The organism is Thiomicrorhabdus sediminis (assembly GCF_005885815.1).
Taxonomy (GTDB): Bacteria; Pseudomonadota; Gammaproteobacteria; order Thiomicrospirales; family Thiomicrospiraceae; genus Thiomicrorhabdus; species Thiomicrorhabdus sediminis.
The window spans coordinates 128,692-142,341 of sequence record NZ_CP040602.1 but is presented as its reverse complement, the minus strand read 5'-3'; the positions used below and the strand labels follow the sequence as shown (position 1 = coordinate 142,341).

Annotated in this window: 12 protein-coding genes; 5 read left to right on the top strand and 7 right to left on the bottom strand. The window is 48.2% G+C overall.

Translation table 11 applies throughout. The annotated features are described in order from the left end of the window. Positions 1–56: 56 nt before the first annotated feature. From FE785_RS00585 to mnmC, 5 genes are all read right to left on the bottom strand, one after another. Positions 57–1,289 carry a BaiN/RdsA family NAD(P)/FAD-dependent oxidoreductase gene (locus FE785_RS00585; RefSeq protein ID WP_138563384.1) on the bottom strand — a complete coding sequence of 411 codons (1,233 nt, stop codon included), beginning with the start codon at positions 1,287–1,289 and terminating at the stop codon, positions 57–59. 101 nt (positions 1,290–1,390) lie between these two features. Next, positions 1,391–2,167 (bottom strand): competence/damage-inducible protein A, encoded by a 777-nt coding sequence (locus FE785_RS00580; RefSeq protein ID WP_138563382.1) that lies wholly within the window; start codon positions 2,165–2,167, stop codon positions 1,391–1,393. Positions 2,168–2,199: 32 nt separating this feature from the next. Beyond that, positions 2,200–2,430 (bottom strand): hypothetical protein, encoded by a 231-nt coding sequence (locus FE785_RS00575; protein WP_138563380.1) that lies wholly within the window; start codon positions 2,428–2,430, stop codon positions 2,200–2,202. 21 nt (positions 2,431–2,451) lie between these two features. Next, the gene (locus FE785_RS00570) at positions 2,452–3,273 is read right to left on the bottom strand and encodes a hypothetical protein (protein WP_138563378.1); all 822 of its coding nucleotides are present in this window, start codon (positions 3,271–3,273) and stop codon (positions 2,452–2,454) included. Between the two features lie 91 nt (positions 3,274–3,364). Beyond that, entirely contained in the window at positions 3,365–5,407 is a 2,043-nt protein-coding gene (mnmC, locus tag FE785_RS00565) for a bifunctional tRNA (5-methylaminomethyl-2-thiouridine)(34)-methyltransferase MnmC2/FAD-dependent 5-carboxymethylaminomethyl-2-thiouridine(34) oxidoreductase MnmC1 (protein WP_138563376.1), read from the bottom strand. Between the two features lie 173 nt (positions 5,408–5,580). Between mnmC and msrB the strand changes: the two genes are divergently transcribed. Continuing rightward, positions 5,581–5,994, top strand: a complete 414-nt coding sequence (msrB, locus tag FE785_RS00560) for a peptide-methionine (R)-S-oxide reductase MsrB (protein ID WP_138563374.1) — start codon at positions 5,581–5,583, stop codon at positions 5,992–5,994. Positions 5,995–6,032: 38 nt separating this feature from the next. After that, complete coding sequence (locus tag FE785_RS00555; RefSeq protein WP_168188882.1) at positions 6,033–8,246, top strand: tRNA(Met) cytidine acetyltransferase TmcA; 2,214 nt, start codon at positions 6,033–6,035, stop codon at positions 8,244–8,246. Positions 8,247–8,252: 6 nt separating this feature from the next. Here FE785_RS00555 and purU read toward each other — a convergent pair whose 3' ends face one another. Next, positions 8,253–9,110: a formyltetrahydrofolate deformylase gene (purU, locus tag FE785_RS00550; protein ID WP_138563370.1), complete on the bottom strand. Its 858-nt coding sequence runs from the start codon at positions 9,108–9,110 to the stop codon at positions 8,253–8,255. A gap of 242 nt (positions 9,111–9,352) precedes the next feature. On the opposite strand from purU, the gene xthA reads away from it, so the two are divergent. The 3 genes from xthA to FE785_RS00535 all read left to right on the top strand — a co-directional run bounded on the left by xthA (position 9,353) and on the right by FE785_RS00535 (position 12,466). After that, complete coding sequence (gene xthA / locus FE785_RS00545) at positions 9,353–10,174, top strand: exodeoxyribonuclease III (RefSeq protein WP_138563368.1); 822 nt, start codon at positions 9,353–9,355, stop codon at positions 10,172–10,174. Positions 10,175–10,203: 29 nt separating this feature from the next. Next, a complete protein-coding gene (locus FE785_RS00540) occupies positions 10,204–10,899 on the top strand; it encodes an FAD-binding oxidoreductase (RefSeq protein ID WP_138563366.1) in 696 nt (231 codons plus the stop codon). 154 nt (positions 10,900–11,053) lie between these two features. After that, positions 11,054–12,466: a GGDEF domain-containing protein gene (locus FE785_RS00535; protein WP_138563364.1), complete on the top strand. Its 1,413-nt coding sequence runs from the start codon at positions 11,054–11,056 to the stop codon at positions 12,464–12,466. A 4-nt stretch (positions 12,467–12,470) separates the two neighbouring features. Here the strand turns inward: FE785_RS00535 and FE785_RS00530 are convergent, their stop codons facing one another. Next, positions 12,471–13,646, bottom strand: a complete 1,176-nt coding sequence (locus FE785_RS00530) for a heme biosynthesis HemY N-terminal domain-containing protein (protein ID WP_138563362.1) — start codon at positions 13,644–13,646, stop codon at positions 12,471–12,473. Positions 13,647–13,650 lie beyond the last annotated feature (4 nt).

The following is a 13,650-nucleotide window of genomic DNA, read 5'->3' as shown; positions in this document are numbered from 1 at the left end:
GTCTATCGTGCAGCAGGAAGAATAAAATTACATCCCTCTAAAACAACTCTATTTGTTCACAAAGCCAATCCACAAGCCACCCCCGACGCCCATGCCCACTGGAAGTTATACCCTCCCAGGTGACCGGTGACATCAAGCACTTCGCCGATGAAATACAAGCCCGGTTGTTTTTTGGCTTCAAAACTTTTTTGTGAAACCTCGTCGGTATCGACACCACCTAACGTGACCTCGGCCTTGTCGTAACCGGCGGTATCCGATGGATAGAGCGTCCAATTCATTAATTGTTCGCCATAGTGGCGTAGACTGTCATCGCTGATATTGGCCATATCCGGCTGTGGCTGATCGTTCAACGGATACCATTCCAACCATTGTTGCACCATCCGTTTCGGTAAATACCGTTGCAGCCATTTGCTTAAAGAAGCGCCCTGCTTTTTCAACGCCAACAACTCGGCAAACACATCCTTTTTTGGCAATAGATTAATCACGATGGGCTCGCCTGCTTGCCAGTAGTTCGATGCCTGCAAAATGCCCGGACCACTTAAACCGGTATGAGTAAACAATATGGCTTCATTAAAGCTCCTGCCTCCTGCTGTCACCGAGACATCCAGCGCCAAACCGCTCAGCTCACCGAAACGTTTTTGCCAACGACCGGCAAAACTTAATGGCACTAAACCGGGACGTGTTTCGATAACATTCAAACCGAACTGACGTGCGATATCGTAACCCAAGCCGGTCGCCTTTAATTTGGCAAACGATAAAGCACCGCTGGCGACAACCAGTTTAGCACACTGGAACACACCTTGACTGGTGGTTAATCGATAAAGACCATCTTCATAGCTCAGCTGTTGAATGGCACAACGGGTCTGCACCTCGACACCGGCCCAATCACATTCAGTGCGCAGAATCTGAATCAAATCCGAAGCACGTTCACTGCAAAACAGCTTTCCCAGCTCGCGTTGTTCATAAGCCAAGCCATGGCGCTCTACCAACTCAATAAAGGCAGATGAGGGATAACGCGATAAGGCGGATTTAACAAAATGGGGGTTTTGACAAATATAGTTTTCACTGGAAATATCCATATTGGTGAAATTGCACTTACCCCCCCCTGAAATACGGATTTTCGCCGCCGCTTTCGGGGCATGATCCAAAACCAAAACCTGTTTGCCTTGATAACCGGCGGTAGCGGCACACATTAATCCCGATGCTCCAGCGCCGATAATAATGACATCACGAAAAGTGCTTTCCGAGTACGTGTTTGAAGAAGGGCTGGTGAAAGAATGATCAGGCATAAGGAACGGGGCTTTTAAAAATGGTGTTAGCGCAAAATTAAGCAAATATCATCAAGGCTAAAGAATGATCGCTATTGTATCAGTTAAGCGCTTACTCGCCTTTAAGATTCAATCAGCGTGTAGGATTGCTGGCGTTTCTCCATTTCCGCCAGAATCAACGCAAAACCTTCTTCGACAATGGTGGCTGGGCCTTCAACACCCAAATCAATGGTACGACGGCCATCTTGATGGATACTCGGCAGACTGAACAGTCTCAATTGCGGAAACCGCTCTTCAAAGTCTTGCATAAAATCAATCCACTCCGATTCATGGCCTTGATCGATTTTCACTGCTTTTTCGATAAACGGAATCTGAAAAAAATCGGCATAGTAATTATCCAACACCCATTCCACCATCGGTTTTGCCATCATCGGAAACCCAGGCATAAAGTGATGGTTTTGGATAGAGAAACCGGGAACTCGGTTATAGAAATTAGGAATAATTTGCGCGCCTTGAGGGTATTCTGCCATTAACACTCGTTTCGGATAGGCGTCTTCACCAAATTGCGCTTCAATTTCGGCCACTGCATCGGGATGTCGTTCAATTTTCACGCCTAAGGCCAAAGCGGCACTTTGGCGCGTACGGTCATCCGGAGTAGCGCCGATACCGCCGAAACTGAAAACAATATCGCCATCGGCAAAACTCTGGCGTAGATTCTTTACCAGTAAATCGGCATTATCGCCAAGCATCTTGACCCAACTGATGTGCAAACCACGTGGCTTAAGCAACTCATTAACTTGCGCCAAATGACGATCCTGACGCTTACTGGAAAGGATTTCATCGCCGATAATCACCAAACCGATGGGCGGCAATGTTTTATTCTCCGAATTTGCAGACATTTTCACCACCTTGGCAAGTTGGTCAAGCAAGATTATTCAGCGATCTTCTTTGCTTCCTGCTGAACCGCTTCGCCCTTTTCGGTAACCGACTCGATCGCCCCCTGCACTTGATCACCGGTTTGTTCCAGCTTCTCTACCGCAACTTTACCGCCTTCAAGTACCGCATTGGCAGCATCCCGGCTGCCAAACCAATCAAACATAATTGCCGCAGCAATCAATAAAACAATCCAAATAACAATACTGATTTTGCCAAAAAGGTTCATAAGGTTCCTATTTAAGTCGAATTAGGACTGAGTCAATAAATACTGTGTCAACTGCTCGGTAATCGATTCTGCCAACAGCTCCATCGATTTGGCTTCTGCTTGCTCTCGATTGCTGGCCTCAACGCTGATCGAGCTTTCCACGCCGACCACTTTCATATCGTATTTGCCCAATAATGAAATGGAGCCGTCAAACAACCACTTGCCCTGTTCGTTCTGACCTAAAGGCAATAGATAATAATCAAGAATAAAGTCAGGAATTCGTGCCGAATAAGGTACGCCGTACTTCTCCATTGAGGCCAGCAGTTGCGGCTCATAGGTGCGGTTCTCACGCACCAGCGCTTTAAGATTGAAAATCATACCATTGGCAAGAATGGAAATTCGCTTATCCAAATGTGGTAATAAACGGCTATTGCGCAAACGCGGCACCCTTATCTGGTTTTTTACCAGCAGCGCTTCAATTAACTTTCGCTCTTCGATATTTTTTAAAGCCGGCATCAAACGCTTTAACTGCTGGAAACGGCTGATCGATTCACTGACACGAACATATTGAGACAAATCGGCATCGAGCTTCTTGATTCTTTGTAGCAATGCATCGGCTTGCTCTGACTGGGCATTAAAAGCCGCGCCGATATCCGGCAGCGTCAATTGACGGCGTAAAGATTGACGCAAACCGGTATTGAAAGTGCCCTTATATTCGGGCAACGTATTGATTACCTCAGACCAGGGAGCGCTTTTGATATCGGATGCAAATACCGTTTTGGCAAAAGCCGGGGGTAGCAATAGGCAAGGTGTAATCACCAAAGTCGATAACGCAAATTTGTTAAGGTATTGGGAAATACGCATTGCTATGGAGTTCTCCGCTAGGGTTGTGCAGACAAGCCTTATTTTCGGACTTGTTATATCAATGTCAGCTATTGTATCAAAGCCTTGGAAATTAGCTATAGTGATGATCTTTTTCGTAAAAATCTCCTTTACCCTGACGCCATTGCCTGATTGCAAACCTTGCCGGATGCGAAGCATGATAAAGCGACAATGGTTGCGGCAAAGCCTCGCCTTCGATCTCCGCCAGCAAGATTTCGGCGGCGAGAAACACCGACATCAAACCTCGTGCACCATGCCCATTGCTGACATACAAACCCTTTTGATAACGCTGCTTATCGTAACGATATACCGCATGGGTATGGGATTGACCGATATAGGCCTTTTGCATCCAATCTGTCTGCGCGACAGCACCAATAATCGGTAAATGGTCCGGTGTTGTCGGCCGAAACGCAACTCTACCGGCAAGCTCAATCTCGGTTACTGAACTCGATTCACTTGCTGATACTGACGTCGCCAGCCAATCCGGCAAGGCCTGCTCGGCCATCGCCAAATTCTCCTTGTGACTAGCCAGTGACAAGGTTTCATCCATATTCGGCGCTTCAAAGGTCGCACCGGTTACCGCACCATGATGACAAGGGCTCGAATAGCCTTTATGAGTGACTGCCTTATCCAATACATAACGCTGCTGCTCCGGTTGTAAATGAGTGACCTGACCTTTCACCGGCCTGATCGGCAGACCAAGTTGTTGGTTTAGTTTGGCTTCCAAACTGCCTGTGGCGACAATGACAACCGGTGCGCAATATTGTTGCCGCCCATTATCGAGCCGCCAGGATTCATTTTCAAAAACCAGTCGGCTGACTTTAAACCCGCATTGCAAATGGATGTTGTGATGCGCCAGACAGCGCTCGATTACCGCACGAGGGTAGAGCCAACCGCCTTTGGGAAAGATAATTCCCTGATGACGGTGCTGACCTTGCAGATAAAGCTGATGCTCCTCTGCATTCAACCCCCTGACAAGCTCATGTGGCAAGCCGACGCGTTGCTGCGCCTGTTGAAAACGTTGCTCGGCGGTCTTATCGACAAAAACCTGAATCAGCCCGCTTAAATCACCCAAACGTTCACTGCCAGCCTCATTAAACCAAGGCAATACATGGCGTAAAGTCGCTTCATAGCCCTGCAGGTACCATTGACTGCGTAGATTCCAATCGGCGGTCAATAACGGATGCACCGCGCCGGCCAGATTTCCCGAGGCCTGAGTGGCGATATCGTCGGCCTGCTCCAACACGGTTACCTGCCAACCGTTTTCCGCAAGCTGGTAAGCGGCGGCGGCTCCGGCCAAACCTGCGCCGATGACTATCGCCTGTTTGTTGTCATTGTCTATAGGCTCAGGGCGCTCAAACCACGGAGTTTTCCAACTGAACGGGCGCTTGTGCAACAGAGTGCCGAAACACATCTCGCGTTTCTTGCCATAACCAGGACGTTTTTCGACCTGAAACCCCATTTTATGCAGACTACGACGCACATCACCGGCTGTCGTAAAGGTGGCAAAGCTTGTCTGTTGATGGCTTAAGCGTGCCATCTGCTGAAACAGAGTGGTTTGCCACATGTCGGGGTTTTTCGCTGGGGCAAAACCATCCAAAAACCAGGCATCGACCAAGCTGGAAGGAGTCGCATCCAGTTCCGGCAAGCCTTTATTGACATCACCAAACCATAAGGTCAAACGCACCCGTTTCTCAAACAGCCAGACATCATGCCAGCCCGGCAACAACAACGGGTAACGGCTATGCAATTCGCCAGCAATTTCTGCCAGTTCGACAAAACAGCTATGCGCACGCTGCATGTCGGCTAACGCCAATGGAAATTTTTCAAAAGAGATAAAGTGTAAGTTCGCGCTTGACGGTGCCTGTTGAAGCCATAGCCGACAGGCCAACAAGAAGTTCAACCCGGAACCGAATCCGGTTTCGGCAATACGAAAGACAGCATTCGGCGGCAATCCGGAAAAACGACTTTGCAACCGATTGGCATCGATAAAATTGTAATGGCTTTCTGCCAAGCCGTCATCGGTTGAAAAGTAAACATCATCGAACTGTACAGACACGGGAACCGACTGATTTGACCATTGCACTTGTGCTGGGGTAAGTTTATCGGATAACATGGGTCTGTTTGAGCCTCTTGGTAAAAACCTGCAACAACTTGTTATAAAACATAAAAAAGCGAATAAAGATAACAATTACAGCCCGTTATTATACGCTGTTAAGCCATCACGGATAACCACCTTGTCAGCTTATTGTTCGGCTGCGGGCTTAACGTATCAGAGGAGAATCGCTCATGCAGCAAGAAACACCTCAGGTTAATGACTCAGCGACAGAAGACTTCTGGAAAGAGAAATTAACCGATGAACAATATCAAATATGTCGATGCGGCGGCACAGAACCGGCGTTTAGCGGTGAATACTGGGATTTGAAAGAGACCGGTATCTATCACTGTGCCTGTTGTGACACTCCATTATTCTCCTCTTCAGAAAAATACGATTCCGGTTCAGGATGGCCGAGCTTTTGGCAACCTCTTAACGGCGAAACCATTCTCGAGCGTGTTGATCGTTCGCACGGCATGGTTCGTACCGAGGTGCTTTGCGCCCTGTGCCACAGCCATCTCGGCCATGTGTTTGCCGACGGGCCGCCGCCTACAGGGTTAAGATTTTGCATTAATTCAGCCAGTTTAAAATTTGTAGCCAACACTTAACTTCACAGAAGACGCCCACTTTAGTAGATATGCACGGTATGAACGACTCGATAACCAACCTTAACTCTTTGCGACAACAACTAAACAAGCAGCAACATCGAGCCTTAGTGATTATCAGTGGCGCCGACGGCTGGCATCAACAACAACTTGAAGACGTTTTCGCCAACCATGAAACCGTTTTCTGGGTTGAAACCCAAGACGAGCCAAACAACCCTATCGATCCGGCCAAGATCTACGGTGATTTTGAGGTTGTCGCCAGCAAACGACTCAAATACCATCTCGGCCAGGAAATCGATGGCGCCATTATCAATGTCAGTCACGGTCTAAGTGCCGATACCCTGGGGATTGTCTCCGGTATGATCCGTGCCGGAGGACTCCTGATACTGCTCGCCCCCCCGGAAAAAATCTGGCTTGGACAGACCAATCCGGAAGACCAGCGCTTTTTAAATACGCCCTATACACTTGAACAAGCCAACAACGGCTTTAGCCAACACCTTATCAACAGTTGGCAACACAGCGATGTCATCTGGCTGCATGAGAACCAGCTTATTGAATGGCCGCAAACATCGTCTACAGCGGCACCAGTCATGCCCTTGCCAAGTGACGACCAGAAACAGGCAATTGCAGCGATTCACTCGGTCGCCTTCGGCCACCGCAAAAGACCGCTCGTTCTCAGTGCCGACCGCGGCAGAGGCAAAAGCAGCGCCTTGGGTCTTGCCGCAGTCGATTGTCTGTTGGATGGCAAGAACCATATCGTCATTACCGCCAGTCGCTTGGACCAAACCAAGGCCGCATTCCAACATGCCGCCGAATCGCTCTACACCTTATTGGAGCAAGGTCTGGATATCGAACTGGTGGTCAATAAAACCGGCCATATCGAATTCCGCTATGAACACCAGACCAAACAGATTGAATTTGTCGCCCCCGACTACCTGATTCTCAATCCGAGCCATACCGATGTCGTTTTGGTGGATGAAGCCGCACAACTGCCGACACCTTTGCTAAAAGAGTTGTTGATGCGTTATCACCGCATGGTGTTTGCCACCACCCTGCATGGCTATGAAGGCTCTGGACGCGGCTTTGAACTGCGTTTTAAGAAGCTGCTACACAAACATACGCCGGATTGGAAAAGCCTGCATCTGGAGCAGTCGATTCGCTGGGCGACAAAGGATCCGTTGGAAACCGCGATTAATCGTGCGTTGTTACTGGATATCGACCTGATCAATAGTGACAGCGAAAAACAGGATATTAATATTGAAACGCTGCAGATCAAAGCGCTGAGAACTGAACAACTGCTCACCAATCAAGCGGTGTTGCAATCACTGTTCAGTCTATTGGTTCAAGCGCATTATCAAACCAGCCCGAATGATCTCCAGCAAATCCTCAACGCACCGAATATCGAACTGTTTGTCGCACGAAAGCCCGGTGAAGACAAGGTGATTGGGGCCGTACTCTGTGTTGAAGAAGGCCGGTTGAACCCCTCAAAAAACCGAGCCCACGGCCACCTTGTCCCACAACTGCTAACGAAGAACTATGCGCAAGACGATTTTTTAATGCTCTCGACCTGGCGCATTATGCGCATCGCGGTTGATCCGAGATATCAGCACCAAGGCATTGGACAGAAAATGATTCGCCATGTCGAAACGGAAGCCCTTCGTCGACGTATCGACTATATCAGTTCCAGTTTTGGTGCCAATGAAGCGCTGTTGCCGTTTTGGTTCAAGCAGCACTTCTGGCCTTTACATGTCGGAGCCAAACGTGACAAGGCTAGCGGCTGCCATAATTTGGTAGTGACCAAGCCGGTCAGCGCCATGTCGCGTCAGGCCTTGTCGCAAATACAAAGTTGCTTTCAAGAACAGTTCCCGCACCTATTGCTGGAGTCCCTACCCAATCTACCTCCGCAGCAGGCATGGCAAATCATCCAGACGTTCCGTTTCAAACAGCAAAATAGCGGTCTGGAAAAAGTCTTGTTGATGTATCAAAAAGGCGAACGCCCCTATGAAGCGATTAGCCATACCATGTGGCAGTGGAGCCTGCAGTCTGCCCAGCTATTGCTGCAAGCCAGCGAACAGGAGCAAGGTATCTGGTGCGATAAAATCATGAAAAAATTCAGCTGGCAGGATGTCGCCCATAAGTATCATTTGGCTGGCAGAAAAGGCGTCGAACAAGCCCTGCAGAAGATGATTTCCGGCTGGCTGCAACAGAAACGCCTGCCGATTCAAACATCGGAAAAAATCAAACGCTTCTGTTAAAACGAATTAGGCGTCAAACACCACGGTTTTATTGCCATGAATCAAAACGCGGTCTTCCAGGTGATAACGAAGGCCGCGCGCCAATACGGTTTTTTCCACATCACGACCCAAACGCTTCATATCATCGATCGTGTGCGAATGGCTAATGCGAATCACATCCTGTTCGATAATCGGCCCGGCATCCAACACCTCGGTAACATAATGACAAGTCGCCCCGATCAGTTTGACGCCACGTTCACTGGCTTGATGATAAGGCTTGGCACCGACAAAAGACGGTAGGAAGCTGTGATGGATATTAATCACCTGACCGGCATAATCACGACACATCTGTGGTGGCAGAATCTGCATATAGCGTGCCAGGACAATCACATCCGCCTGATACTGGGCGACAATTTCCTCGGTTTTGGCAAACGCCTGCGGCTTACTGTCCGGTGTGACCGGAACATGATGAAACGGCACCTGATACCACTCGACCATGGAGCGCAGGTCATCATGGTTGGCAACCACACAAACCACCTCACCCGGTAGCTCGTTCTCATGCCAGCGATGCAATAAATCGGCTAGACAGTGTGATTCTTTGGAAGCAAACAAGGCAATCTTTTTCGGGCTTTCCGAATCGGAGATAAACCATTGCATATCAAACTGGGTCGCCAGTTCGGCAAAGCCCGCTTCGAACTCCGCCAAATCACAATTCATCGAACCTTTTAGGATCTCATGACGCATAAAAAACCAGCCGTTACTGGTATCGGTATGATGGTTGGCTTCAACAATCGAGCCGCCCTTTTCAGAGATAAACTGTGCGACCGAGGCAACAATTCCGACCTGATCCGGACAAGAAATAACCAAACGATAGACGTGACCCATAACCTAACTGTTTCCTAAAAAATTGCGCTAAAGCCCATATGATACCAAAAGCTGCCAGATTTCCACGCTAAAAATATAGGTAATCAAAGCCGCTTTCAAATCGTTTTAAGCCAAATGAATGCCACAATTCGCTATAATCTGGGTATTCAATTTCAATGCCGTTTAATCAAGCCGAGCGGCTGTTGGCTATATTGCTACAAGCCTCAATTGGCAACGGCTAATACAAAGGTTTTATCTCATTTATGAAAATTGTCTCGTTTAACACCAATAGCGTACGCTTACGTCTTCATCAACTCGAATCGCTGATTGAACAGATTTCGCCCGAGGTCATCGGCCTGCAGGAAACCAAGGTTCAAGACCATGAGTTTCCGCTCGAAGCGATTGAAGCGATGGGTTACAAGGCCATTTTTATGGGGCAAAAAACGCATTACGGCGTTGCGCTGCTGTATCGCAACGATATTGAACTGATTCACCATCAAAAAGGCTGGGCTCACGATGATGACACCGCCCAGAAACGCATGATTATCGGTGATTTCGCTATGCCCAATGGTGAACAGATCCGCGTCATCAATGGTTATTTCCCGCAAGGTGAAAACCGCGAGCACCCGGTAAAGTTCCCGGCAAAAGAAAAGTTCTATGCCGACCTGATGGACTATCTGCAAACCGAATGTAACCCGGAGCAGGCTTTGGCGGTAATCGGTGACTTCAATATCTCGCCGACCGACTTGGATATTGGTATCGGTGAACCGAACCGCAAACGCTGGCTGCGTGACGGCAAAACCAGCTTTTTACCGGAAGAACGCGAATGGTGGCAACGCTTGTTGGATTGGGGGCTGGTTGATACCTTCCGTACCGTACACCCAGATACCAATGATGTCTTTAGCTGGTTCGACTACCGTTCCAAAGGGTTTGACCGTGAACCGCGTCGTGGCCTGAGAATCGATACCGTTTTAGCGACCGCCGCACTTAACGACAAAGCGGTCGCCAGCGAAGTCGGCTATGATATCCGTGCGATGGAAAAGCCATCCGATCACGCGCCGGTCTGGACCGAGTTCGCACTCTAATCAATGCATTGAAAATATAAGGATAGTCCATGTCTGAACATGACTTACAAGATGAATTGCATGTCATGAAAGTGGTGCATTTTGATGCATTTAACGATCATATCCGACAACTGCTAATGAAAGCGGAGCACCCGCTTAGCTATGAATCGGGCGACTATGTCATGCTCGGCATGAATAGCGGTGACCTGAAGCCGTTTTCCATTGCCAATGCGCCACGCGAAGATGGATTGATCGAATGCCATATCCGCATTATCGACGACAACCCATGGATGACCGAGTTTGCCAAAACGCAAGTCGGCGATACGCTGGTGGTTCAAGGGCCAAAAAAGCAGATGCGTCTGCAAGCCGGTCATGAACCGATTATTTTCGTTGCCGGTGGCACTGGTTTTGCCCCGCTTTACGCGATCTTGATCGAATCACTTCGGCAGAAATTGGAAGTCCCCATCAGTTTTTATTGGGGTGCGCGCTGCGTGGAAGACCTCTATATGCATGATACGATGATTGAATTGGCGCAACGTCATGGTCATATTGAATATATCCCGGTACTATCCGAGCAGTTTGACAACTGGACCGGCGAAAAAGGCTTGGTACATCAAACCGTGCTTAAGCACCACCCATCGCTGAAACACCATCGTGTTTATCTATGCGGATCCTGGCCGATGATTCAAACGGTAAAAGAGGATTTCATTGCTGCAAACCTAGCCGCCGATAATCTGATTTTTTAAAATTGTTCATAAAAACCTTTTAATTTTCAGAAAAATAAGCAAATATAACAATATCTTAGCGAATACAAAGCTGTTACAACTGATTAATAGATAATTCACTTTGCTCTGAACACCCAATTTGACGGTTTTCATCAAAGCTGCGAGGTCCGGCATAATGGCGCACTATCCTAAGCAGTACCCTTTTAGAACGCTATTAGTTAAACAGCTGTTATTAGCGGCCATCTTAGCGGCTGCCATCAGTTTCCCGATAACCTTCGTTCCGGCTTATTTCATTATCAATCATTCGGTCAACAGCGACATCAAGCAACTGCAATCGCAATCCTACCAAGCGATTAACCAGCATTTATCCACCGGCTGGACACCTTACAATATCAATAAAGTCTATCGCCAGCTCCGTGAAAACCTGCCTTCGGCGGCACTGTTTCTGCAAAAATCCTCAAGCTTTCTTGATGGAGCAGACAGCAAAATAAAAATCAATGGCGAAATCAGTCAAAACTTTTCCCGTTTAATCGAGCAGGTGGAACAGCAGGAACGCGTGCAGATCGAAACCCACCTATTTTCCTCAAGGGTTTATGCCGCCATTCCAATCAAATTCCGCCAGGACTGTTTGGCCTGCCACTCCCAAGGCGTGCTTAACGGTACCATTTACGATGGAGCTCTGGCCGGTGTTTTGACCGTAGAACTGCCGATATCCTTAGATCGCTTGTCGGCAACAGCGGTGCTGATTTTCAGCCTGATCTTTCTTTTCTGTTTTATCATCGCATCGATCTGGATTACCACGGATAAATTGCAAAGCAAAATCCTGATTCCGCTTGAAAAAATGGCTTTGCGCATTCAACAGCTGAACTTCAGCGATAAGGAAGCCAGCCATCAATGGCAGCGTACCCCTCAAGAACTGCTGGAAATGGACGATATTGATCAACAGCTCAGCAAACAGATAGAAACGCTGCACAACGTCTATGACAAGCTAGATATACTGATGATTAATGAACAGAATACCGGCCTATTCCATAAAGACCGTTTCAATGAGATTCTGCGCTATGAGATGTATCGCAGTCAGCGCTATCAGCGCCCTTTTTCATTAATGTTTATCCAACTCAGTGATATCAAGACGGTGAACCCGGCCGCTAAGAATATGGAAATGCATGAACCCGGCAGTAAATATATCTTTTTCGGCAGAGCGCTGAACCATGAAACACGTGATACCGATATCGCATTCCATATTGAGGAACAGCTGTTTGCCGTGCTCGCTCCGGAAACCAATCGGGCAGGAATTGAAAAGGTGAAAAATATTATTCGTGAACGGATTATCAATACCAATTTCGAAATTGAAGAGGACTTGAATACGGTACATCCACAATACGAAATGACTATGCGCCAAGGCGTGGTCACCTATAGTGGCGAAAGGTTATCGCCAAGAGACTTGGTGAAAATGGCACTGAATTCGATTGCCGAAAGCGATGTTGTGCACTGCCGCTATCCGAATCTGCATCATAATATCCCGCTAGCCCCCACGATTGATGAAGAACTCGAAAAGGACGATGATGACAGCCTGTTAAAAAGCTAGATGCCTACTTTTTCTCAAGCTGTAAAATCGCTTCCTTATAAGTCAAAGCAGCTTGGTTTTCCTGACCTTCGGCCTCATAACATTGTGCCAGCGCATGGAAGGTTTCGATCTCGGGACGAATTTTCAGGCTGCGTTTCAAATAACCTTGCCCCATACCCCAAAGCTGGCTACGACATGCCAAACGACCCAAGGTCAGCAATAGCACCGGATTATTCTCTTGATCGGCTTGCAACCAGCTCTCGGCGACCTTTAGACGGTCAAATGCCGGCCCTAGTGTTAAACGACCGTATTGATAAACCAGTCGGTCGTTCCACTGTTTTTTGATGGCTCGCTCGAGCAGGTTCTTCAAATCCGCTTCCTGTCCCCACCCTAAACACTGTTCGACATACTCGGCGACAATTTCCGCAATCAGCTTCTGCTTGCGGTTAAGACCTTGCCAGATAGTTTGCAAAGCATCAAAATCGGTCGCCGCAGCCAGTTGTCCCGCCCACAGTTGCTGTTCCAATAGGGAATATTCAGCTACCGAGAAGCCAGCACTGCGTTTCACCTTGGGCATTAATTCAGCCAAACTCTGCCAGTAACCCAAATCACGTAATGCAAACGCCAATTCGGCAAGAATGGTGGCATTTTTAGGCTGTTGTTGATGCAACTCCTGCAAAATCGCAACCGCGGCCTCCAGCTCGTCTTCTTTAAGCAGGCGCGCTTCCACCAAACCAATCGTGACATACTCGGCAGGGTAAAGCTCGCGAGCCTGTGCTAGATATTGATTACGACGTTGATGGGCTTGCTGGTTATGCGCCATTTTTGCGGCACTGAGATAGTGTACAAGACCGGCTTCACTGTTTTTGGCACTTTTCACCAGCTCTTTTTCCGCCTTGTGCCAATCACCATATTCCAATGCGATCATGCCTTTTGCCATGGCATTTTCCGCACGGGAATATTGCTTCAGGCGTTTACGGCGACGCCAGTAATGCGGAATATGCCAGATAATCACCGCAAAGCGGATCGCCATATAACCGACAATAAATACCACCAGAATCACTGCGAGCATAAAACTGGCGCTGGCTTCCAGAATCCAGTCTCCCCATTCCAACGACATTCGACCATTGTCGTACAACAACAAGGTAGCGATTGCAGTGGCGATTAACAAAGCGACAGCAAAACTGATCAGTGTTCGCATAGAG